Annotated in this window: 19 protein-coding genes; 5 read left to right on the forward strand and 14 right to left on the reverse strand. The window is 68.6% G+C overall.

Features of this window, described 5'->3' with window-relative positions; genetic code table 11:
- Positions 1–237: 237 nt before the first annotated feature.
- The 5 genes from FHT36_RS01925 to FHT36_RS01945 form a co-directional block, all read right to left on the reverse strand.
- Positions 238–1434 carry an ABC transporter substrate-binding protein gene (locus FHT36_RS01925; protein ID WP_169120649.1) on the reverse strand — a complete coding sequence of 399 codons (1197 nt, stop codon included), beginning with the start codon at positions 1432–1434 and terminating at the stop codon, positions 238–240.
- Between the two features lie 52 nt (positions 1435–1486).
- Positions 1487–2071, reverse strand: a complete 585-nt coding sequence (locus tag FHT36_RS01930) for an amino acid synthesis family protein (protein WP_169120651.1) — start codon at positions 2069–2071, stop codon at positions 1487–1489.
- Positions 2068–2652, reverse strand: a complete 585-nt coding sequence (locus FHT36_RS01935) for an amino acid synthesis family protein (protein ID WP_029558411.1) — start codon at positions 2650–2652, stop codon at positions 2068–2070. The genes FHT36_RS01930 and FHT36_RS01935 overlap by 4 nt, the downstream gene beginning before the upstream one ends.
- Positions 2645–3580, reverse strand: a complete 936-nt coding sequence (locus FHT36_RS01940) for a UPF0280 family protein (protein ID WP_169121460.1) — start codon at positions 3578–3580, stop codon at positions 2645–2647. Before FHT36_RS01940 ends, FHT36_RS01935 begins: the two co-directional genes overlap by 8 nt.
- A 70-nt stretch (positions 3581–3650) precedes the next feature.
- On the reverse strand, positions 3651–5132 hold the full coding sequence (locus FHT36_RS01945; protein ID WP_169120654.1) for a 6-hydroxynicotinate reductase: 1482 nt from the start codon (positions 5130–5132) through the stop codon (positions 3651–3653).
- A gap of 305 nt (positions 5133–5437) precedes the next feature.
- On the opposite strand from FHT36_RS01945, the gene FHT36_RS01950 reads away from it, so the two are divergent.
- The 5 genes from FHT36_RS01950 to FHT36_RS01970 all read left to right on the forward strand — a co-directional run bounded on the left by FHT36_RS01950 (position 5438) and on the right by FHT36_RS01970 (position 12189).
- A complete protein-coding gene (locus FHT36_RS01950; RefSeq protein ID WP_169120656.1) occupies positions 5438–5926 on the forward strand; it encodes a (2Fe-2S)-binding protein in 489 nt (162 codons plus the stop codon).
- On the forward strand, positions 5923–9468 hold the full coding sequence (locus FHT36_RS01955; protein WP_348644365.1) for a molybdopterin cofactor-binding domain-containing protein: 3546 nt from the start codon (positions 5923–5925) through the stop codon (positions 9466–9468). Before FHT36_RS01950 ends, FHT36_RS01955 begins: the two co-directional genes overlap by 4 nt.
- Before the next feature lie 292 nt (positions 9469–9760).
- On the forward strand, positions 9761–10093 hold the full coding sequence (gene fdxA / locus FHT36_RS01960) for a ferredoxin FdxA (protein ID WP_169120658.1): 333 nt from the start codon (positions 9761–9763) through the stop codon (positions 10091–10093).
- 18 nt (positions 10094–10111) lie between these two features.
- Entirely contained in the window at positions 10112–10885 is a 774-nt protein-coding gene (locus FHT36_RS01965) for a ferredoxin--NADP reductase (protein WP_169120660.1), read from the forward strand.
- A gap of 104 nt (positions 10886–10989) precedes the next feature.
- The gene (locus FHT36_RS01970; RefSeq protein WP_169120669.1) at positions 10990–12189 is read left to right on the forward strand and encodes an amidohydrolase family protein; all 1200 of its coding nucleotides are present in this window, start codon (positions 10990–10992) and stop codon (positions 12187–12189) included.
- Positions 12190–12194: 5 nt separating this feature from the next.
- Here FHT36_RS01970 and FHT36_RS01975 read toward each other — a convergent pair whose 3' ends face one another.
- From FHT36_RS01975 to FHT36_RS02015, 9 genes are all read right to left on the reverse strand, one after another.
- Positions 12195–13121: a DMT family transporter gene (locus tag FHT36_RS01975; RefSeq protein WP_169120671.1), complete on the reverse strand. Its 927-nt coding sequence runs from the start codon at positions 13119–13121 to the stop codon at positions 12195–12197.
- 203 nt (positions 13122–13324) lie between these two features.
- A complete protein-coding gene (locus FHT36_RS01980) occupies positions 13325–14695 on the reverse strand; it encodes a glutamate--cysteine ligase (protein WP_169120673.1) in 1371 nt (456 codons plus the stop codon).
- A gap of 189 nt (positions 14696–14884) precedes the next feature.
- Entirely contained in the window at positions 14885–15751 is an 867-nt protein-coding gene (gene kdsA, locus FHT36_RS01985) for a 3-deoxy-8-phosphooctulonate synthase (protein ID WP_169120675.1), read from the reverse strand.
- 212 nt (positions 15752–15963) lie between these two features.
- The gene (gene sugE, locus FHT36_RS01990; RefSeq protein WP_169120677.1) at positions 15964–16281 is read right to left on the reverse strand and encodes a quaternary ammonium compound efflux SMR transporter SugE; all 318 of its coding nucleotides are present in this window, start codon (positions 16279–16281) and stop codon (positions 15964–15966) included.
- 132 nt (positions 16282–16413) lie between these two features.
- Positions 16414–17286, reverse strand: coding sequence for a VOC family protein (locus FHT36_RS01995; protein ID WP_169120679.1), 873 nt, complete (start codon positions 17284–17286; stop codon positions 16414–16416).
- A gap of 224 nt (positions 17287–17510) precedes the next feature.
- Positions 17511–19139 carry a CTP synthase gene (locus FHT36_RS02000; protein WP_024279177.1) on the reverse strand — a complete coding sequence of 543 codons (1629 nt, stop codon included), beginning with the start codon at positions 19137–19139 and terminating at the stop codon, positions 17511–17513.
- Positions 19140–19256: 117 nt separating this feature from the next.
- A complete protein-coding gene (gene secG / locus FHT36_RS02005; protein WP_169120681.1) occupies positions 19257–19688 on the reverse strand; it encodes a preprotein translocase subunit SecG in 432 nt (143 codons plus the stop codon).
- A 321-nt stretch (positions 19689–20009) separates the two neighbouring features.
- Positions 20010–21308 (reverse strand): NCS2 family permease, encoded by a 1299-nt coding sequence (locus tag FHT36_RS02010; RefSeq protein ID WP_210257532.1) that lies wholly within the window; start codon positions 21306–21308, stop codon positions 20010–20012.
- A gap of 61 nt (positions 21309–21369) precedes the next feature.
- A complete protein-coding gene (locus FHT36_RS02015; RefSeq protein WP_169121463.1) occupies positions 21370–21999 on the reverse strand; it encodes a trimeric intracellular cation channel family protein in 630 nt (209 codons plus the stop codon).
- Positions 22000–22027 lie beyond the last annotated feature (28 nt).

Raw genomic sequence — 22027 nt, forward strand, 5'->3', positions numbered from 1 at the left:
TTGGTCTTTTTGGACCACCTGCCGTCGAGGGCCGGGGCCGATTATGCGGGGGCGGCTGACTGGCGCCGCCCGCGCCGTGTTTGCCCCCCCTCTCCCCTTGCGGGAGAGGGATCGGGGTGAGGGGGTCAGGCGCCGGGCAAGAAGGGCGGCACCGGAATTCCGATGCCCCTCCCCCTCACCCTGCCCTCTCCCGCGAGGGGAGAGGGTTCGCATCGTGACGACCGACGAAGGCCGCCCTCAGTTCGCCGGGCGCAGCTTCGCGGCTTCGGCTTCGCTCGGCAGATAGTCGGCACCGGGCTTGAACTGGAAGTTCACCATGATGCCCTGCCCGTCCTTCTGCGAGGTCGTGCCGATATAGGCGCCCATGGTCGACTGGTGGTCGGCCGCCCGGTAGACGACATCGCCGAAGGGGGTGGAGACCTTGAGGTTCTTCATCGCCTTGACGAGGCCGGCGGTGGAGTAGTCGTCGGTCGCCTTCAGCGCCGCGGCGATGGACTTCACGGTCGAGTAGCCAACGATGGAGCCGAGGCGCGGATAGTCCTTGTGGAGCTGCTGGTAGGCGTCGAGGAACGCCTGGTGCTCGGCGGTCTTGATGCCGTACCAGGGATAGCCGGTGACGATCCAGCCCTCGGGGGTCTCGGTCTTCAGCGGGTCGAGATATTCCGGCTCGCCGGTGAGATAGCTGACCACGACGCGGTTCTTGAAGATGCCGCGGGTATTGCCCTCACGCACCAGCTTCACGAGGTCGCCGGCGAAGGTGGCGTTGAGGATGGCCTCGGGATTGGCGGCGTCGATGGCCTGGAGCACAGGGCCAGCGTCGATCTTGTTCAGCGGCGGCCACTGCTCGGCGACGAACTCCACGTCCGGCTTGCGCTTCTTCAGAAGCTCCTTGAACACCGCGACGAAGGACTGGCCGAACTCGTAGTTGGGGGCGATGGTGGCCCAGCGCTTGGCCGGGAGCTTCGCCGCCTCTTCCGCCAGCATGGCGGCCTGCATGTAGTTCGAGGTGCGCAGGCGGAAGGTGTAGTCGTTGCCCTTCGACCAGACGAGCGCGTCGGTGAGCGGCTCGGCGGCCAGGTACATCACCTGCTTCTGCTTGGCGAAGTCGGCGAGCGCGAGGCCGACATTGGAGAGGAAGCCGCCGGCGATCATCACCACGCCGTCGCGCGAGACCAGCTCGTTGGCGGCAGTGAGCGCATCGGCCGGCTTGCCGCCGTCGTCCTTGGAGATGATGACGAGCTTCTTGCCCTTGATGCCACCGGCATCGTTCACTTCCTTCAGCGCCAGATCCATCCCCTTGCGATAGGGATCGAGAAAGGCGGGCAGCGCCGAATAGGAATTGATCTCGCCTACCTTGATCTCGCCCTGCTGCGCCCGCGCCCCGCCTGCGGCGAGGAGGAGAGCGGCGAGGGATGCCGCGACCAGCTTCTTCATGTCCATTCCCCTTTTATGATTTCCCATGAACCGTCCGCGTGCGGGACGTGGCCTATCTCAGCCCGTCCTCGCCCTTGATCTCGTCCTTCTTCAGTCCGCCGACGCGCGGCAGCGGCCGGCCGGAATCCGTGACCGCCACGGCGACCACGATCTCGTTCGCCCGCGGCGCATCCGACACGCTGACGATCATGCCGTCGAAATGGCTGCGCACGAAGGCCGCATCCTTGTGGCCGAGCGGGATGTCCAGTTCAGCCCCGAGGCCGCCGCGCCGCTTGGACGAGGGGATGAGCGCCGCGCCCTTGCCCAGCACAGCGCGCACCGGCGCGCCCATCTTGGGGTGCAGCAAAGCGGCGGCGTGCTCCAGCTCGCCATTCTCGCCCACCAGCGCCGCCTTGCCGTAGCTCTCGGCCGCTGGCCCCTCGATGCCGAGCGCCTCCACCGCCTTCCGGGCGAGGAGGCCGCCCAGCTCGTCGCCCATGGCGATGAGGTCGGCGAGGTCTTCCACATAGCGGCCGGCGAACGGGTTCTCGATCACCGCAATGGCCGCCGCGCGACGGGTGGGCGGGGAGACGGGGCGGCCCATCTCGGTCCGCGTCTCCTCGACGATGGTGACGATCTTGCGGATGTTCGCGCTCATCGCAGGCCGTCCTCGCCCTTGATGGCTTCCGCCGCGAGGCCACCGACGCGGGCATGGACGCGCGGGCCGCAGGTCATGACCAACACAAGCGCGATCTCGTCGGCCTTGGGGGCGTCGGACACGCCCACTTCCATGGCGTCGAAATGCGAGCGCACGTAGGAGGCGTTCACATGGGTCACCGGCACATCGAGCCTTGTGCCCGGTCCGCCCACCTTCTTGGTGGAAGGCACGATGGCCTTTGCATCGCCCAGCGCCTCACGCATGGCGTAGCCGCCCGGCACGTGCCAGAGCGCGCCGTGCTCGATCTCGCCGGCGGCGCCGACGATGGCGCCCTTGCCGTAGCCGTCGATGGCCTTGGCATCACCGCCAAGCGCGGCAAGGAGTTCCTTGGCCATGGCGGCGCCCAGCGGCTTCAGGTCTTCCATGAAGCCGGCGATGTCTTCCACATAGCGGCCGGCGAACGGGTTCTCGATCACCGTCACGATGGCGCCGCGCTTGCGCGGGGTGGCGGCGGCGGGGCCGCCCTCGTGGAAGATCTCCTCCAGGATGCGGACCTGCTTGCGGATCTTGACCTCAGGCATGGGCGACGCCTCTTTCTTGTTCTGCGGCAAAGGTAACTGGAGAAAGGGTAATGGGACGGGATGACACTGCGGCATCCCCCACCGGACAGGTGGAGACGCTGGCACCCTGCAGGTGCAGCGCAGCGGCGGTGATGAGGCCGCGCGCCACCAGCGCGCCGGCAACCGCGAGGCCTTCGGCCAGCGCCTCGTCCCGCTCGGCGGGCGTCAGTTCCGGCACGTGGCGCGTCACTTTCAGCAGGCCGAGATCGCTGTCGGGCAGCACCTCGCGCGCCGGCACGCGGACGATGCCGGGATGGGCGGGCAGGTTCACCGCATTGGCGATGACGGTGGCCGCCGCATCCGCCGCCGCGGCGGTGGGCGCCAGCACGGTCACGGCATCGGCGATGCCGAGAGAGAAGCTACGCCCGCGCCAGCCCGAGGTGGCGATGCCGCGCACCGGGCCATCCGCCGTGATGCGGGCAGAGCCGACCACGCGCGGGCGGTCCGGCCGATCCACGATACCCGCCACCAGCTCGGTGCCGGGCGAAAGATAAAGCGCGATGTCGCCGCCATTGTTGACGAAGGCGCGGGTGAGGCCCGGCCGCACCATGGCGGCGAGCACCTCTTCCGCCACCGCCCCGGCGACGGCCGCCATGGGGGTGATGAAAACGGCGCGCGCATGGGGCGACACCGCCGCCCACATGCGTCGCGCCACCGGGCCCTGAAGGGGGCAAGGCCCGGGATGGGCAGGCCGGCGAAGCAAGGAGAGTTCTCCGCACAGCGTATCGAGAAGGCCCGCGAGACGTTCGGTCGCCGCGCGATAGGCGGAGGCCACCACATCCGCCGGGCCATCGGCCTCGATCACGAGGTCGATGGGGCCGTCATTGAGATGCAGCCGACGCCCGTCCGCCAGCAGCCCCGCCTGCGGCAGGCGCCGCTGCACCGGCATCGCGGGCGTCGCGGCAGGAATCGCGGCCCGGGGCGCTTGAGCGGGGATGTCGGCGGGGCGCAGCATGGCCTCAGCCCTGCGACCGGGCCGCCAGCGGCCACGGAATATCGGAGAAGGGCGCCATCTCGCGCACCGCCTCGCGCTCGATCACCGAGGTTGCCGGGCGCACATGGTCCATATGCCCGCCCAGCGCCGCATAGGCGGCGAGCGGCAGCGTGAATTCGATGGGCGCCACCAGCGCCGGGGTCGGCACATAGCCGAAGCCGTTCTCCGGCACGTGGGTCACATCCACCATGAAGGTGATGCCGCCGCCCGGCCAGACATAGACAGGCGCGCCGCCGCAGGTGACGCGGGTGATGGAATCCTTCACCGAGCGGGTCAGCCGCACCGGATTTTCCGTCACCCCCGCGCGCAGCGAGCCGCCGGCACCGGCCATGAACAGCACGGAGGCGAGCGCCGGCTCGCAATTCTCGCGGATGCGCTCCACGGAGGGATAGAGATCGGCGGGGACTTCGGTTTCAACGGGCACCAGATGCTCGTCGAGCACGTAATAGCCGTAGTGCTCGCCGGTGGTGGAGACGAGCAGCAGGCGCAGGCCCGGCCACGCCAGCTTGGCGTCGAACGCGCCGAGGATGGAGAGCGGATCGGAAATGTTGGTGCCGCCCCAGCCGAGACCCGGCTCGGCCACCTGGAAGTAGCGGCCGGGCGTGGACCGGCGGCCCTTCATGCGGATGCCGGTATCACGAATGCCCAGGAGCTTGCCGGCCTGATGCTCGGAGAGGACGCCGGTGATGTGGTCGTCCACCACCACCACCTCGTCCACCTTCCCGTGCCACTGCTTGGCGAACATGCCGATGGTGGCGGAGCCGCAGCCCACCCGCATGCGCGCCTCCTCGGCGCCGTTCACGATGGGCGGCTTGCCGGCCTGCACCACGAGGGTGGCGCCGCCGTCGATGGCGAGTTCCACGGCCTTGCCGTTGCACAGCTCCAGCAGCGCCTCGCAAGTGACGCGGCCTTCCTTCTTGGAGCCGCCGGTGAGGTGATGCACACCGCCGAGCGACAGCATCTGCGAGCCGTATTCGCTGGTGGTGACATGGCCCACCGCCTCGCCGTCCACCCGGACCGCCGACTGCTCGGGGCCGAGGAAGCGATCCGTGTCGATCTTCACCTTCGCGCCGGCATAGCTGAAGATGCCTTCGGTGACGACGGTCACCATGTCCACGCCGTTCACTTCGGCGGAGACGATGAAGGGCGCGGGCTTGTAGTCGGGATAGGTGGTGCCGGAGCCCACGGCGGTGACGAAGGACTCACCGCCCGCCACGAGCCGCCCGTCCCAGTCGCCGCCGCGATCGAAAGGCACAACCTTCCCGCCCTGCGCCAGGGTGCGGTCGAGGACGATGTGGGGATCGACGCGGATCAGTTCGCCGTCGCGGTTGGCGTAGCGGTCGCAGGCGCCAGTGAGGCCGGGCCGGATGTAACACATGACCGGGCACGCATCGCAGCGGATCTTGTCATCCTCGGCGCGGGCGGTGATGGTGGACTCTTCGGCCATGGGACCCCGGCTCCGGCCCCGCGTCGGGGGCATCCGATTTCATATGTACACTAATGAAAATCGCGTCGGCCCCGAGTGTCAAGCACAAGGAACGGGCAGGCCGCACGAAGAGGCAGCACTGCTGTCATTCTTTTGCGCTTGCAGCATTTTTCCGCCGCCCCCGCGCTTCGGGCGGCCGCCGGGAGCCTGCGTTTTGAGCGTCCCGCGCGCTTGACGCTCGATCATTAGTATAGAAACAATCCACTCTGTGGCGGGCCGGTCCCGGTCCCGGTTTCTTGCGGCAAAGGCTGAGCGGTTCCTTCGAGATGTCCGCCCCCATCCTACTCCAGGTCAACGGCGAAACCCACGCCTTCGCGTTGCCGCGCGAGACGCCGCTGATCTACGTGCTGCGCAACGACCTCGGGCTGAACGGCCCCAAGTTCGGCTGCGGCCTCGGGGAATGCGGCGCCTGCACGGTGCTGATGGATGGCCGCGCCACGCGCTCCTGCGTCACCACGCTGGGCACGGCCGAGGGGCGCGCAGTGACGACGCTGGAGGGGCTCGCGACACAGGGCACGCTGCACCCTGTGCAGGCCGCCTTCATCGCCGAGCAGGCGGCCCAGTGCGGCTATTGTCTCAACGGCATGATCATGACCACGGTCGCTTTCCTCGCGCGCAATCCCTCCCCCACCGAGGCCGAGGCCCGCGCGGCGCTGCGCTACAACCTGTGCCGTTGCGGGACGCATGTTGAGATCCTGCGCGCGGTCCTGCGCGCGGCTGCCGGTTCCAGCGAGAGCGTGGAGGCCCAGCCGTGAGCGAGCCGCGGCCCGATCCCGCGGCGCTGCTCGCCGCCACCGGTAATCTCGCCATCCTGCGGCCGGCGCAGGTGGTGCACGGCCTCGTGCCGAGCGCAGCGCCGAAGGACGGCGCCCTCGACCTGTTCCTGCTGGTGGACGACACCGGCACCGTCACCGCCTTCAACGGCCATGTGGACCTCGGCACCGGCATCCGCACGGCGCTGGCCCAGATCGTCGCCGAGGAGCTGGATGTGGTGCTCGATCGCGTCACCATGGTGCTCGGCCATACCGGCGTCGCGCCGAACCAGGGCGGCACCATCGCCTCCGATTCCATCCAGGTCTCCGCCCGCCCGCTGCGCCACGCGGCGGCGCAGGCCCGCGCCCATCTGGTGACGCTCGCGGCGGAGGCATTGAGCATTCCCGCCGACAAGCTGGCGGTGGAGGAGGGCATCGTCCGTCCAAAGGATGGGCGCAACACGGGCCTCTCCTATGCCGACCTGCTCAAGGGCCGCGCCGACCGGCTGATGCTCCACCAGGAAACGGCGGTGAAGCCGGCGAGCGAGCACCGCATCGTCGGCCGCCGCGTGCCGCGGGTGGATATTCCGGCCAAGGCGACGGGCACCTTCACCTATGTCCACGACGTGCGCGTGCCGGGCATGCTGCACGGCCGCGTGGTTCGCCCGCCTTATGCCGGCATCGATGCCGGGCCGTTCGTGGGCAAGAGCCTGATCCGGGTGGACGAGCACTCCGTCGCCCATGTTCCGGGGGTGGTGGCGGTCGTCACCATGGGCGACTTCATCGGCGTCGTCGCCGAGCGCGAGGAACAGGCCGCCGAGGCCGCCCGCGTGCTGAAGGCCGAATGGCGGGACACCCCTGCCCTCCCCGACCTCTCCCGCACCGAGGAGGCCCTGCGCGGAGCCGAGAAGGCGAAGACGCGCCTTCTCCACGAACAGGGCAACCTGGACACCGCCCGCGCGGATGCCGCGCAGGTGCTTGAGGCGACTTACGTCTGGCCCTACCAGATGCACGCCTCCATCGGCCCCTCCTGCGCCGTCGCCGACGTGCGCGAGGACAGCGCGACCATCTGGGCGGGCACGCAGAACCCCTATTGGCTGCGCACCGACATCTCCCTCCTGCTCGGGCTACCCGAGGAGGACATCGAGATCATCCGCTTCGAGGCGGCGGGCTGCTATGGCCGCAATTGTGCGGACGACGTGGCCGCCGATGCCGCCTTGCTCTCCCGCGCCGTGGGCCGGCCGGTGCGGGTGCAGCTCACCCGCGAGCAGGAGCACGCCTGGGAGCCCAAGGGCGCCGGCCAGCTCATGGAGGTGAAGGGCGGCATCAACGCGGACGGCACACCCGCCTTCTACGATTTCCTCACCCGCTACCCCTCCAACGCCGCCGTCACCCTCGCGCTGCTGCTGACTGGCCGGGTGCCGGCGGACAATCCCGTCTACGAGATGGGCGACCGTACCGCGATCCCGCCCTATGCCTATGACGTGATGCGCGTGGCGGTGGACGACGTGGCGCCCATCGTGCGCGCCTCTTGGCTGCGCGGCGTCTCCGCCCTGCCCAACAGCTTCGCCCACGAGAGCTATGTGGACGAGCTGGCCGCGGCGGCCGGCGTCGATCCGGTGGATTATCGCCTGCGCCACCTCCACGATCCGCGCGCGGTGGACCTGGTGAAAGCCACCGCCGAGCGCGCCGGCTGGCAGAAGCGCACCGGGCCGCGGCAGGAGGTGGTGGAGGGCGACATCGTGCGCGGGCAGGGCTTCGCCTATGCCCTCTATGTCCACTCCAAATTCCCCGGCTACGGCGCCGCATGGTCCGCCTGGGTGGCGGATGTGGAAGTGAATACGGCGACCGGGGACGTGGCGGTGAAGCGCGTCACCGTGGGCCAGGATTCCGGGCTGATGATCAACCCGGCGGGCATCGAGCACCAGATCCACGGCAACGTCATCCAGTCCACCTCGCGCGCGCTGAAGGAGCAGGTGACCTTCGACGAGCAGGCGGTGACCAGCCGGGAGTGGGGTGCCTATCCCATCCTCACCTTCCCGGAAGTGCCGGTCATCAACGTGGTGCTTATGCCCCGGCCGGACGACCCGCCTTTGGGCTCCGGCGAATCCGCCTCTGTGCCGAGCGCTGCGGCCATCGCCAACGCCATTTTCGACGCCACCGGCGTGCGCCTGCGCGAACCGCCCTTCACGCCGGACCGCGTGCGCGCGGCCCTGGCCGGCGAGGCCCCGCCCCGCCCGGTGAAGGAGAGGAAGCGCCGTCCCTGGTTCGCCATGGCCGGCGCGGCGCTCGCCGGCGCTCTGGGCATGGCGACGCTGGCGCTGCCCATTCGCGGCGCCATCGCCCCCATCGCCCCGCCCGATCCAGCCGCCTTCTCGGCGGACATGATCGCGCGCGGCAAGGTGCTGGCGGCGCTGGGGGATTGCGCGGTCTGCCACACGGCGGAAGGCGGCATCGCCAATGCCGGCGGGCGGCCGCTGCACACGCCCTTCGGCACGGTCTATTCCACCAATCTGACGCCGGATGTGACGACGGGCATCGGCGCATGGTCCTATGCCGCCTTCGAGCGTGCCATGCGCGAGGGCGTAGGGCGGGACGGACGCCACCTCTATCCCGCCTTCCCCTACACAGCCTTCAGCCGCATCAGCGATGCCGACATGCAGGCGCTCTACGCTTTCCTCATGTCCCAACCGGCGGTGACGGCGGCCCCGCCGGAAAACCGGATGACCTTTCCCTTCAACATCCGCCCGCTGATGGCCGGCTGGAATTTCCTGTTCCACCGCCCTGGCCAGCTTCAGGCGGAACCGGCGCGCTCGCCGCAATGGAACCGGGGGCGCTATCTCGTGGAAGGCCTCGGCCATTGCGGTGCCTGCCATACGCCGCGCAATGCGCTTGGGGCGGAAAAGGGCGGCGCGGCCTACCTTGCCGGCGGCGTCGCGGACGGATGGGAGGCACCGGCGCTCACGGAGCTGTCCAAGGCGCCCATTCCTTGGACAGAGGACGAGCTCTTCACCTATCTGCGCACCGGGTTCTCCCGCTTCCACGGCACCGCGGCCGGCCCCATGGCGCCGGTGGTACATGCGCTGTCCGAAGTGCCGGACGCCGACGTGCGCGCCATGGCGGTCTATCTCTCCTCGCTCTCCGGCCCCACCATCGCCGATCCCGTCACGGCGGCGACGCTGGAGGCGAAGGCCGAAGCCTCGCTCCGCCCCATGGACACGGTGGGCGGCCGCCTGTTCGCCGGCGCTTGCGCCGCCTGCCATGCGCCGGAGGGGCCGACCCTGTTCGGCGCGCGCCCGGCGCTGGCACTGAACACCAATGTCCATGCGGCCCGGCCGGACAATCTCATCCGCGTCATTCTCGAAGGCATCCCCAAGCCCGCCGCGCCGGAGCTGGGCGACATGCCCGCCTTCCGCGACAGCCTCGATAACGCGCAGGTGGCCGACCTCGTGCGCTACATGCGCGCCAAATTCGCGCCGGATGCACCGGCGTGGGAGGGGCTGGAGGGGACGGTGGCGAGATTGCGGGCGGCGCCGACGCATTGAAACGAACGCTCCCGGCCTTTGCTTTTCACTGCCGTCATGCCCCGGCTTGTCCGGGGCATCCACTTGCCGCCTGCCGACTGCATGATGCCCAGCAGCCGGCCCCGCCACACCGTGGATCCCCCGGACAAGCCGGGGGATGACGGGAGGTGAATGGAAGAGCGTCCCGCCCTGCCCAAAATATCCCGCCCCGCTGCCCAAAAGAGCCGCATCCGGCGTCCGGCAAGCCGTTGACAGTCTTCGCAACCCGACTCTATTTTCATTTGTACACAAACAATATGCCGAGGGCATTCCCATGGCCTATGTGGTGACCGAAGGCTGCATCCGCTGCACCTACATGGATTGCGTCGCGGTGTGCCCGGTGGATTGCTTCTATGCCGGCGCGAACATGCTGGTGATCCATCCCGACGAGTGCATCGACTGCGGCGTCTGCGAGCCGGAATGCCCGGCAGCCGCCATCTTCCCGGACAGCGACCCGCGCGCCGCCGAATGGACTGCGCTCAATGCCGAATATGCGGCGGTGTGGCCCAACATCACCGAAAAGGGCGCGCCGCCGGCCGATGCCGATGCCTGGAAGGACACGCCGGACAAGCGCGCCCTCCTCTCCGCCGATCCTGCCAGCCTCTAGAACCTCCCCGAGACCACCATGAGCAATTTCTTTGAGGAGCAGGTGCTCAGCGTCCATCACTGGACCGACCGCCTGTTCAGCTTCACCACCACCCGCGATCCCGGCTTCCGCTTCCGCACCGGCGAATTCACCATGATCGGCCTGAAGGTGGACGGCCGTCCGCTGCTGCGCGCCTATTCGGTGGTGAGCCCGGCCTGGGCGGAGACGCTGGAGTTCTTCTCCATCAAGGTGCCGAACGGCCCCCTCACCTCCCGCCTGCAGCACATCCAGGTGGGCGACGCGATCACGGTCGGCCGCAAGGCCACCGGCACGCTGGTGATGGACAATCTCCTACCCGGCAAGAACCTCTATCTGCTCGGCACGGGCACGGGCCTAGCCCCCTTCCTCTCGGTGATCCGCGATCCCGAGACCTACGAGCGCTTCGAGAAGGTGGTGCTGGTGCACGGCTGCCGGAACGTGGCCGACCTTGCCTATGAGGACCTCATCACACAGGAGCTGCCGGCCCACGAATTCCTTGGCGAGGAGATCGCCGCCAAGCTGCTCTATTACCCCACCGTGACCCGCGAGCCCTTCCGCAACACGGGCCGCATCTCCACCCTGCTGGAGAGTGGCAAGCTCTGCGCGGACGTGGGCCTCCCGCCGCTCGATGCCGCTACTGACCGCGTAATGATCTGCGGCTCGCCGGCCATGATGGTGGACCTGAAGACCCTGCTGGAATCCCGCGGCTTTGCCGAAGGCTCGGGCAGCGAGCCGGGGCATTTCGTCATCGAAAAGGCTTTCGCCGAGCGGTGAAATCCGCCCCGCGCCCGGTTTTCAGCGGCCCGGCGCGGGCGTAAACTTCATATGCCTACAAACAGAAAGGCGCGCGTCGCCGCGCCCCCTCCGGAGACGAGAGCATGGCCCACGACGCGCCCCAGGGTCCCGCCGGCCCCACCAAGTTGGTGATCCGCAACATCGGCCTTCTCCTCAGCGGCGACCTGGCAAAGCCCATTCTGGACGCCGACACGGTGGTGGCGCTGGACGGGCGCATCACCGCCATTGGCCGCGAGAAGGACGTGGACACCGAGGGCGCGACCACCCTCATCGACGCCAACGGCACCACGCTGACCCCCGGCCTCATCGACAGCCATGTCCACCCCGTGGCCGGCGACTGGACGCCGCGCCAGAGCCAGATCAACTGGATCGATTCCTCGCTCCATGGCGGCGTCACCACCATGATCTCGGCCGGCGAGGTGCATTATCCCGGCCGCGCGCGGGACGTGGTGGGAGTGAAGGCCCTCGCCATCACCGCCCAGCGCGCCTTCTCGGCCTTCCGCCCGTCCGGCGTGAAGGTGCATGCCGGCGCGCCGGTCATCGAGAACGAGATGGTGGAGGACGATTTCAAGGAACTGGCCGCCGCCGGCGTGAAGCTGCTCGGCGAGGTCGGCCTCGGCGGCGTGAAGGACGGCCCCACCGCCCGCAAGATGGTAGGATGGGCGCGCAAGTACGGCATCCAGTCCACCATCCACACCGGCGGCCCCTCCATCCCCGGCTCCGGCCTCATCGACAAGGACGTGGTGCTGGAGGCGGACACCGATGTGGTGGGCCACATCAATGGCGGCCACACCGCGCTGCCGGACAACCAGATCCGCTGCATCTGCGAGGGTTGCAAGCGCGGCCTCGAGATCGTCCATAACGGCAACGAACGCTCGGCCCTCTACACGCTGCGCCTCGCCCGCGAGCTGGGCGAACTGCAGCGCGTCATCCTCGGCACGGATGGGCCTGCCGGCTCCGGCGTGCAGCCGCTCGGCATCCTGCGCATGGTGTCCATGCTCTCCTCCCTCGGCGAACTACCCGCCGAAGAGGCCTTCTGCCTCGCCACCGGCAACACGGCACGGATGCGGGCGCTCGATTCCGGCCTGATCGAGGTGGGGCGCGCGGCGGATTTCGTGCTGATGGACAAGGCGCAGCACTCACCCGGCACCACCTTGCTCGACAGCGTGCGCCTCGGCGACCTGCCCGGCGTGTGCATGACCATCATCGACGGCATCGTGCGCACCCAGCGCTCGCGCAACACGCCGCCCGCCACGCGCATGCCGGTGATCGTGAAGGGCTGACGCCCTCACACCACCGGCGGGGCCGGGTTGGGTCGCAGCACCAGCAGCACGCCGGCGAGCACCAGCGCGATGCCGCCGGCGGAGATCAGCGTCCAGTGGTAGCCCTCGAACACGGTTGAGATGGCGAGCGCCACCAGCGGGAACACCACTGTGCCGTAGCCGGCCCGGTTAGCCCCGATGCGCCGCACCAGCATGTTGTAGGCGGCAAAGCCCGCCAGCGTCTGGACGATGATGAGGCATGCAAGGGAGCCCACATAGACGGGGCTCCAGTCGAACCGGAACGGCACGCCGTGGACGAGGGCGATCCCCAGCAACACGAGCATGCCGTAGAAGAAGCCCCAGGTGGTCAGCGAGGCGATGGGATATTGCCGCCGCCCGGCGACGCCGGTGAGCAGGCTGCCGACCGAGAAAAAGAAGGTGCCGGCAAGGCCCAGCGCCAGCCCCTCCCCGGCCCCGTCGATGCCCTTGCCTTCCGAAAGGCTCGGGCCGAACACCAGCGCAAGCCCGACCACGCCCGCCACCGCGCCGCCGAGGATCTGCCGGCGCAGCGGCACGCGCAGGAACAGCGCGGAGAGGACGGGGATGATGATGGCCGACAGAGCGAAGATGACGGACATCAGCCCCGAGGGCAGGTGGTAGCCGGCATAGTAGAAGCTGACGAAATTGAGCGAGAACAGCGTCGCGCCCAGCCCCGCGAACAGCACATGGTCGCGCCAGCCGAAGGCGAGCCGCCCGCCCGTGACGAGCACGAAGCCCAGCATCACCGAGCCAGCCACGGCGAAGCGCCAGACGCCGGAGACCTCCGGCGCGACCACGCCGAGCTGCAGCTTCAGCGGCAGCCAGCCCGTGCCGAAAATGAGCACGCAGACCGCGTAAAGCAGAAGCTCGCGCGGGCCGAGCGGTCCGTCGGTACGGGGCGGTGGGGCATGCATGGAGTGGAATCCGGAGGGTGGTGCACCCTATGCGGTCACCCTGCCCCCGGCAACGCGCGGCGGGCGCGCGACCAGCCTGAGCTGAGCCACGGTGAGGGGCGGAAGATCAGCGCCTGAGCGGCCCGGCGCTAGACGATTCCCAGCCATGACCTGAGCGCATGGCAGCCCCGCGCAGTGCGTCGCCAGGATGCAGGGAGCTTGGATCAGTAGGCGAGCGCGTCGAATGCCGGCTCCACCGAGCCGTTCCACGGCCCGTGGTACAGCTCCAGCAGTTCCTCCGCCGGGGCGCGGCCGGTGAGCACCGCCTGTTCCAGCGGCTCCAGGAATCGCGTCTCGTCGCGCCCCAGCCGGTCATGGAAGCCGCGCCGCTTGAGGCCGGCCTGCGACAGCTTGAGGACCTCGCGCGCGATCTCGCGCAGCGGCCGGCCGCGGATCTCGGCCTTGAGGGCGAGGCGGGGAACGTCGTCCCGAAGCGTCTGGCGATCCTCGGCGGTCCAGTCCTTCACCAGATCCCAAGCCGCATCGAGGCTCTGCTGGTCATAGAGCAGGCCCACCCAGAAGGCCGGCAGCGCGCAGAGATTGATGGAGGGGCCGGCGTCGGCGCCGCGCATCTCCAGGAAGCGCTTCAGGCGCACCTCGGGGAAGATGGTGGAGAGGTGGTTGATCCAGTCGGAGAGCGTCGCCGTCTCTCCCGGCAGCAGGGGATGCCGGCCGGCGAGAAGATCACGGAACGAGGTGCCCGCAACGTCCACGTAATGGTCGCCGCGCTTCACGAAATACATGGGCACGTCGAGAGCGTAGTCCACATAGCGCTCGAAGCCGAATCCCTCCTCGAAGGCGAAGGGCAGCATGCCGGAGCGGGCATTGTCGGTGTCGCGCCAGATCTCGGAGCGGAAGGAGAGGAAGCCATTGGGCTTGCCCTCGGTGAAGGGCGAGTTGGCGAACAGGGCGGTGGCCACCGGCTGGAGCGCCAGGCCCACGCGCATCTTCTTCACCATGTCGGCTTCGGAGGAGAAGTCGAGGTTCACCTGCACGGTGCAGGTGCGGAACATCATGTCGAGGCCGAGCGTGCCGACCTTCGGCATGTAGTTGGACATGATCTTGTAGCGGCCCTTGGGCATCACCGGCGTCTCGGAGCGCGACCACTTGGGGCTCATGCCGATGGCGAGGAAGCCGATGCCGAGCGGCGTCGCCACTTCTCGCACCTGGGCGAGGTGGGCGTTCAGCTCCGAGCAGGTCTCGTGGATGGTGCGCAGCGGCGCCCCGGACAGCTCGAATTGCCCGCCGGGCTCCAGCGAGATGGCCCCGCCGCCGGTGACATCGGCGAGGCCGATGATGGTCTCGCCCTCCATGATCGGCTCCCAGCCGAGCAAGGAGCGCATCCCCTCCAGCAGCTTGCGAATACCCTTCGGCCCCTCATAGGGCACGGGCTCGTGGCGGCCCATGGTGAAGGGGATCTTCTCGTGCTCCGTGCCGATCCGGAAGGACCGCTCCGGCTTCGAGCCCCCTTCCATCCAGGCGACGAGTTCGCCGCGGTCGGAAATCGGGGTCGCGTCGAGCGTGTCGCGGGCCATCAGGAAGCTCTTCAAGCGGAGGGGCGCGAGACCATACACGGCACCTCGGTCAAGGCAAGCGCGTGGGGTCGGGGCCGACGGGGGCGGGAAAGGCGGGGACTGGAACGGCAGGGACTTCAGACAGGCGAACAAGCGGGACCGGCCCTCGTCCGCGCGCCGCACCGCACGGAAGGAAGGCCAAGGTTCCGCTCAGATGGTGACGGGATTTGCTTTCGCAACCGCGTCGAAGGCCTGAAGGGTGGTAATCAATTCCTCCAGTTTCGCCAGGGGCACCATGTTCGGCCCATCGGAGGGCGCCTTGTCCGGGTCTGGATGGGTCTCGATGAACACGGCCGCGACGCCCACGGCAACGGCTGCGCGGGCCAGAACTGGCACGAACTCGCGCTGCCCGCCGGAGGAAGTACCCTGCCCGCCCGGCTGCTGCACGGAATGGGTGGCGTCGAACACCACCGGCGCGCCGGTGGTCTTGGCGAGGATCGGTAGGCCGCGCATGTCGGAAACGAGAGTGTTGTAGCCGAAGGAGACGCCCCGCTCCGTCACCAGCACGCGGCCATTGCCGGCGCCGGTCAGCTTGTTGACCACGTTGGCCATGTCCCACGGTGCGAGGAACTGGCCCTTCTTCACGTTCACCACCCGGCCCGTGCGGGCGGCGGCAACGAGAAGGTCGGTCTGGCGGCAGAGGAAGGCGGGAATCTGCAGCACGTCCACCACCTCGGCGGCGGCGGCGCATTGGTCGATCTCGTGCACGTCGGTAAGCACCGGCAGGCCGAGGCTCTCCTTGATCTCGCCGAACACCGGCAGCGCCGCCTGAAGGCCGAGGCCACGGGCAGCCGAGAGGGAGGTGCGGTTCGCCTTGTCGAAGGAGGTCTTGAAGACGAGGCCGATGTTGCGGCGCGTCGCGATCTCCTTGAGCGCGGCGGCGACCTCCAGCGCGTGGGCGCGGCTTTCCATCTGGCAGGGGCCGGCGATGAGCGTCAGCGGCAGGACATTGCCGAAGCGCACGGGGCCGGCCTCGACGATGCTCTGCGGGGCGACGGGCGGCGGGGCGACGGTCATGGGCGATCCCTCAACGGCTCATGGAACGCCGCCAGCAGACCGGAAGCGTCCTTAAGCCTCAGAATAAATTCAGCTTTCCGGCCGCTGCACGGGGCGACGCGGCCGGAGCGCGCCCTTGATAGAGCATTTTCCCCATTTCGCTAAATCGCGAATGCGCGCGGTCCGGCGCTGCGAGCAGGCCGGACCGCGCAAAGGCCGATCGGGAAGGCCGTTCAGTGCGTGACCAGCTTGAGGCCGACGATACCGGCGGCGATGAGGCCGATGGAAGCGAGGCGCAGCAGGTCGGTCGATTCGGAGAAGAACAGGATGCCGGCGACCGCCGTGCCCACCGTGCCGATTCCCGCCCACACGGCATAGGCCGTGCCGATGGGGATGCCCCGGAGCGCGAGGGACAAAAGCAGCAGGCTCACCCCGATGGCGCCGAGCGTGAACAAGCTCGGCCAGAGCCGGGTAAACCCTTCCGATTGCTTCATTCCGATGGCCCACGCGATTTCGGTGAGGCCGGCGATGAACAGATAGACCCATGCCATGGGCAGACACCACGAGAGGCGGGGTCGTCCCCGCCGCGCGACAAAGGAGGGTCACGGTCGTCCGTGCCCGGGGGCGGAGGCCTCCGCCCGGTCCGACGTAATATGATTTTCCTGATAGTGAAACCGATACCCTCAGGCCGGCGTCAGCTCGAAAACCAGGGTAGCCCCCAGAGCGGCACGCGGCGGCACGACGACGATGCCGTCGATGGCCTCTTCCACCATGCGGCGCGCGGCAAGCGAGCGGCGCAGCTCCGGCGCTCCGGGGGTGGAAAAGCGGATGGCGGCGAGGCGCAGGCCGGGTCCCCCCGGGGCGGGCACGCCGTAGCGCTCGGTGAACATCTCGCGGGACATCACGTCGATGGAGCCGCGCGGCGTCTGCGCCACGTACCAGGCATCGAGCGCGCGCTGTACCGAACAGCCGGAGAAGGTTTCGAGAAACGCCTGGTGCTCGGCCGGCGCATCGGCCACCAGCACCACGCCGGCGACACTCGTCACCTGGTTGGAATGGCGCTGGAGGTCGGGCGACCAGAAATTCTCGGGATTGAGCTGGGTGCAGGTGAAGGCGCCGAAATCCGGGCTCGCGGGATCGCGGGCGAAGGCGAGGCGGAAGCCCACCTCCACCTCCTGCCCGTCCGGTCGACGCGCCTTGCGGCCGAAATCGAAGATGTCGAACCCGCCGAAGCCGTCCGCATCGAAGGCGGCCTTCTCGTGCGTCGCGTCCGAGCCCTCCAGCACCAGCATGGAGAGGCCCTCCCCGAGGCGGGCGAGGAAATCCTGGTTGAAAGCGCCGAAGGAAAAGGCGCTGCCCTGCGCGGCGGGGATCTTCTCCGGCTCGACGATCTGCAACAGCTCGATGAAGAAGCCGGGCGTCTGAATGATGCGGTTTTCCGTGCCCCACGGGTGGCGGTTGCGGGCACCCACGGTGAAGCCCAGGAGGTCGTAGATTTCGCCAGCTGCGTCGAGATCGCGGACGAGGTGCACAACGTGGTCGAGGCCGCGTCGCATGGCTTCTCCTCTCATCGGGCCGATGCTGCGACCCCATCGGGCGCGCATTCCGCAACGGCAGAATCATGGGAAGGAACGCTACGGCAAGGGGCCGCGCGTCGCCTGGTTGGCGGGCGCATCCCCCCGACGGCCCGGCCGGAGCTTAGTGCGAATTGCCGCGACGTGGCTACCGCCCGGAGGAAGAAAACCCGGGACGGCGCCCTAAGCCATTGCAAAGAAACGGCTCAGACGAGCCGGCTCTGATCCTTGGCGGCGCGAATGAAGGACGCGAACAGCGGGTGCGGCTCGAACGGCCGCGACTTCAGCTCCGGATGGAACTGCACGCCGATGAACCACGGATGCTCCGGATATTCCACGATCTCCGGCAGCAGCCCGTCCGGCGACATGCCGGAGAACTTCAGCCCGTGCTGCTCCAGACGCTCGCGATAGGCGGTGTTCACCTCGTAGCGGTGACGGTGGCGCTCGGAGATGTCGCGCCGGCCATAGACGCCTTCCACCTTGGTCTCGGGCTCCAGCACCGCATGGTAGGCGCCGAGCCGCATGGTGCCGCCGAGGTCCCCGGCGGCGTTGCGCCGCTCCAGCTCGTTGCCGCGCAGCCATTCGGTGAGCAGGCCCACCACCGGCTCGGGGGTGGCGCCGAACTCGGTGGAATTGGCCTTCTCGATGCCGGCGAGGTTCCGCGCCGCCTCGATCACCGCCATCTGCATGCCGAAGCAGATGCCGAAATAGGGCACCTGCCGCTCGCGGGCGAACTGGGCCGCGCGAATCTTGCCCTCGGCGCCGCGCTGGCCGAAGCCGCCGGGCACGAGGATGCCGTGGACGTGCTCCAGGAAGGGCGCGGGGTCCTCGCGCTCGAAGGTCTCGCTCTCGATCCAGTCGAGATTGACCTTCACCTTGTTGGCGATGCCGCCGTGGGCGAGGGCCTCGATCAGCGACTTGTAGGCGTCCTTCAGGCCCGTGTACTTGCCGACGATGGCGATGGTGACCTCGCCCTCGGGGTTGCGCACGCGGGTCTCGATGTCGGTCCAGCGCTTGAGATTCGGCGCGGGGGCCGGCTCGATGTTGAAGGCGGCCAGCACTTCCTTGTCGAGGCCTTCCGCATGGTAGGCGGAGGGCACGGCGTAGATGTTGTCGACGTCCCGCGCCTCGATCACCGCCGTCTCGCGCACATTACAGAACAGCGAGAGCTTGCGGCGCTCCTCGCGCGGGATCTCGCGGTCGGTGCGGCAGAGCAGGATGTCCGGCTGGATGCCGATGGAGCGCAGCTCCTTCACCGAATGCTGCGTCGGCTTGGTCTTCAGCTCACCGGCCGAGGGGATGTACGGCATCAGGGTGAGGTGGATGAAGATGGCGTGGCCGCGGGGCAACTCGTTCTTGAGCTGGCGGGTGGCCTCGAAGAAGGGCAGGCCCTCGATGTCGCCTACCGTGCCGCCCACCTCGATCAGCACGAAGTCGAAGCCTTCGTTGCCTTCCAGCACGAAGTCCTTGATCGCGTTGGTGACGTGGGGAATCACCTGGATGGTGGCGCCGAGATAGTCGCCACGGCGCTCCTTGGCCAGGATGTCCTGGTAGATGCGGCCGGTGGTGATGTTGTCCTGCTTGGTCGCCGGATGCCCGGTGAACCGCTCGTAGTGGCCGAGATCGAGGTCCGTTTCGGCCCCGTCATCGGTCACGAACACCTCGCCATGCTGATACGGGCTCATCGTGCCCGGATCGACGTTCAGATAGGGGTCGAGCTTGCGAAGGCGGACAGTGTATCCGCGCGCCTGGAGAAGAGCGCCGAGTGCTGCGGAGGCGAGGCCCTTGCCCAGGGAAGACACGACGCCGCCGGTGATGAAGATGTAGCGCGCCATGGGCCTCGACCTTACCTCGTGCAAACGCGATTCGGCGAGGGCGAAACCGGGTCCGGCCTCGCCTCGCCTGTGGAGAAGGAATGTCGCGGCCGAAGCCGCGACATCACCTGGAACGGATCACTTGGACTGCGGAACCTGCGGGCCGGACGGCGCTGCGGGCGCAGCCGGAGCGGCCTCACCCTGAGGGGCAGCGGTACCCTGCGGAGCAGCCGGAGCCTGCTGGCGCAGTTGGTCGAGAATCGAACCACCGCTCTGCGGCACCTGCGGCCCACCCTGATTCTGCTGCGCCGGCGGCAGGATGGAGCGCGGAGAGCGCCCCCAGCCGGCCACGATGGTCAGCGACAGGGAGGTGATGAAGAAGATCAGCGCGAGAATCGCGGTGGCGCGGGTGAGCACGTTGGCCGTGCCACGCGCGGTGAAGAAGCCGCCGCCCGAACCGCCGCCGCCCCCGCCGATGCCAAGGCCGCCGCCTTCCGAGCGCTGGATGAGCACCACGCCGATCAGGGCGAGCACCACCATCAGGTGAATTACGATGAGAACCGTCTGCATGGAATCCATCACGTTCGCGCCAGAGCGGTGCCCCGGCGCGCAGGTCGCGGGTTCCCTACACGATCGGACGCCGGGAGGGAAGAGCGGGAGCGGCGCGATGCCTGCGATGCGCGCAACCCGGCCCCGCTATTGCTTATGCTCGACTCCCGTCATCAGCCGCGTCTGCAGGCGTGACGAAAGATTGGGCATATTGGCCTTCACCCGGCGGGCCGCCGGCCGGGCGGGGGACCCTTCCGGCGACGAGTAGGCCCGTAGCATGACGACGAAACGGCAGCGATGGATGCCCTCCCCCGTCATGGTCCGCCCTTCCCTCTCTCGCCCCTACTCGATCACCAGCAACACCGCCGACGCGATCGCGATCACCCACACCGCACCGCTGATCCGCCGCCAGCGGCCGGCGATGAGGTTCACCGCCACGTAGGTGATGAAGCCGAGGCCGATTCCCGTGGCGATGGAGAAGGTGAAGACCACCGCCAGCGCCGTCGCGGCAGCGGGGAAGGCTTCGGCGGCGTCATCCCACGGCAGGTCGCCCATGGCGCCGATCATGGCGAGGGCGACCACCAGCAGCGCCGGCGCAGTCGCGTAGCCCGGCACCGCGAGCGCCAGGGGCGCGAACAGCAGGCAAGCGAGGAACATGAGCGCCACCACCACGGCGGTGAGCCCGGTGCGCCCGCCCGCCTCGATGCCGGCAGCGCTTTCGATGTAGGAGGTGAGCGTAGAGGTGCCAAGCGCCGAGCCGACGATGGCGCCGCCCGAATCGGCGATCAGCACCCGGCCGAGGCGCGGCACGGAGCCGTCCTCCCGCATCAGCCCGCCCTTGTAGAGGGTGGCGATCAGCGTGCCCATATTGTCCAGCAGCACGAGCAGGAACAGCGCCGCGATCACCCCGGTCATGGAGAGACGCAGCACGCCTGCAATGTCGAGCTGGAGCAGCGTCGGTGCGAGCGAGGGCGGGGCCGAGACGATGCCGGAGAAGGAGACGAGGCCGAACGGCACGCCGGCCAGTGTCGCTGCCGCAATGCCGATGAGGATCGCCCCCGGCACGCCCCGCGCCGCAAGGCCGCTCATGAGCAGGAAGCCGCCGCAGGCGATGAAGGTGGGCGGAGCGGCAAGGTTGCCGAGCGCCACAAGCGTCACCGGGCTTGCCACTACCACGCCCATACCCTTCAGGCCGAGCAGCGCGAGAAACAGGCCGATGCCCGTGCCCATGCCGAGCTTGAGCGACATGGGAATGGAATTGAGCAGCCATTCCCGCACCTTGAACAGGCTGAGCGCGAGAAACAGCACGCCGGAGACGAACACCGCCCCCAGCGCCTGCTGCCACGGCACGCCCATGCCCAGCACCACGGTGAAGGTGAAATAGGCGTTGATGCCCATGGCCGGCGCCACGGCGATGGGGTAGTTGGCGATGATGCCCATCATGGCCGAGCCGAACGCTGCCGAGAGGCAGGTTGCGGTAAAGGCCGCCCCGGCATCGATGCCGGCCTGCGCCATGATCTGCGGGTTCACCACCACGATATAGGCCATGGTGAGGAAGGTGGTGATGCCCGCCACCACCTCGGTCGGAATGGTGGTGCCATGCGCTTCCAGCTGGAAGACGCGCTCGATCAGTCCGCGCATGTGAAGCCGCCCTGCCCGTATCCGGGCAGAGGCTAGCAGCAACGTTCGCGCGGTGCAGGCGCTAATGCAGGTCCTTCGTGTAGACGAATTTCGGCATGCTCCAGCCGAAGCGCAGCGCCAGCAGGCGCAGGGTCAGGCCCGCGGCCATGGCGATGGCCATGGTGAGGGGCTGCGGCAGCCCGGCCAGCGGCCCGGCCACGTAGAGCAGCCCCGTGAGAATCGACACCGTCGCGTAGAGCTCGGCGCGGAACAGCAGCGGCACCTCGTTGCACAGCACGTCCCGCAGCACGCCGCCGACGCAGCCCGTGATCATGCCCGCCGCGATCACCACGATCACCGGCAAGCCCAGCCCGATGGCCACGTTGCAGCCGATGACGGTGAACACCACGAGCCCCACCGCATCGAGGAAGAGGAACACCTGCCGCAGATGGTCCATGACGCGGGCGAGGAAGACCGTGCCCAGCGCCGCCCCGCCGGTGACGATGAGGTAGGAGGGGTGCGCGACCCATGACAGCGGGTAGTTGCCGAGCAGCACGTCCCGCACCGAGCCGCCGCCCAGCGCGGTGACGCAGCCGAGCAGGAACACGCCCACCCAGTCCATCTCCCGCCGCCCGGCGGCGAGCGCCGCCGTCATGGCCTCGGCCACGATGGCGACGAGATAGAGGATGTGGAGCAGGGTCTGCGGCGAGATGTACGAATTCAGGATCGGCCCCCGCGCA

Source organism: Xanthobacter sp. SG618 (assembly GCF_012932745.1).
Classification (GTDB): domain Bacteria; phylum Pseudomonadota; class Alphaproteobacteria; order Rhizobiales; family Xanthobacteraceae; genus Xanthobacter; species Xanthobacter flavus.

Coding starts and splice junctions, on each gene's coding strand:
- FHT36_RS01995 (WP_169120679.1), bottom strand. CDS start 17,286: ATGCGACGCGGCCTCGACCACGTTGTGCACCTCGTCCGCGATCTCGAC.
- FHT36_RS01950 (WP_169120656.1), top strand. CDS start 5,438: ATGTCCGCCCCCATCCTACTCCAGGTCAACGGCGAAACCCACGCCTTC.
- secG (WP_169120681.1), bottom strand. CDS start 19,688: ATGCAGACGGTTCTCATCGTAATTCACCTGATGGTGGTGCTCGCCCTG.
- FHT36_RS01945 (WP_169120654.1), bottom strand. CDS start 5,132: ATGGCCGAAGAGTCCACCATCACCGCCCGCGCCGAGGATGACAAGATC.
- FHT36_RS02000 (WP_024279177.1), bottom strand. CDS start 19,139: ATGGCGCGCTACATCTTCATCACCGGCGGCGTCGTGTCTTCCCTGGGC.
- FHT36_RS02010 (WP_210257532.1), bottom strand. CDS start 21,308: ATGCGCGGACTGATCGAGCGCGTCTTCCAGCTGGAAGCGCATGGCACC.
- FHT36_RS01935 (WP_029558411.1), bottom strand. CDS start 2,652: ATGCCTGAGGTCAAGATCCGCAAGCAGGTCCGCATCCTGGAGGAGATC.
- FHT36_RS01965 (WP_169120660.1), top strand. CDS start 10,112: ATGAGCAATTTCTTTGAGGAGCAGGTGCTCAGCGTCCATCACTGGACC.
- kdsA (WP_169120675.1), bottom strand. CDS start 15,751: ATGACCGTCGCCCCGCCGCCCGTCGCCCCGCAGAGCATCGTCGAGGCC.
- sugE (WP_169120677.1), bottom strand. CDS start 16,281: ATGGCATGGGTCTATCTGTTCATCGCCGGCCTCACCGAAATCGCGTGG.
- FHT36_RS01970 (WP_169120669.1), top strand. CDS start 10,990: ATGGCCCACGACGCGCCCCAGGGTCCCGCCGGCCCCACCAAGTTGGTG.
- FHT36_RS01940 (WP_169121460.1), bottom strand. CDS start 3,580: ATGCCGGTGCAGCGGCGCCTGCCGCAGGCGGGGCTGCTGGCGGACGGG.
- FHT36_RS01930 (WP_169120651.1), bottom strand. CDS start 2,071: ATGAGCGCGAACATCCGCAAGATCGTCACCATCGTCGAGGAGACGCGG.
- FHT36_RS01980 (WP_169120673.1), bottom strand. CDS start 14,695: ATGGCCCGCGACACGCTCGACGCGACCCCGATTTCCGACCGCGGCGAA.
- FHT36_RS01925 (WP_169120649.1), bottom strand. CDS start 1,434: ATGAAGAAGCTGGTCGCGGCATCCCTCGCCGCTCTCCTCCTCGCCGCA.
- FHT36_RS01975 (WP_169120671.1), bottom strand. CDS start 13,121: ATGCATGCCCCACCGCCCCGTACCGACGGACCGCTCGGCCCGCGCGAG.
- fdxA (WP_169120658.1), top strand. CDS start 9,761: ATGGCCTATGTGGTGACCGAAGGCTGCATCCGCTGCACCTACATGGAT.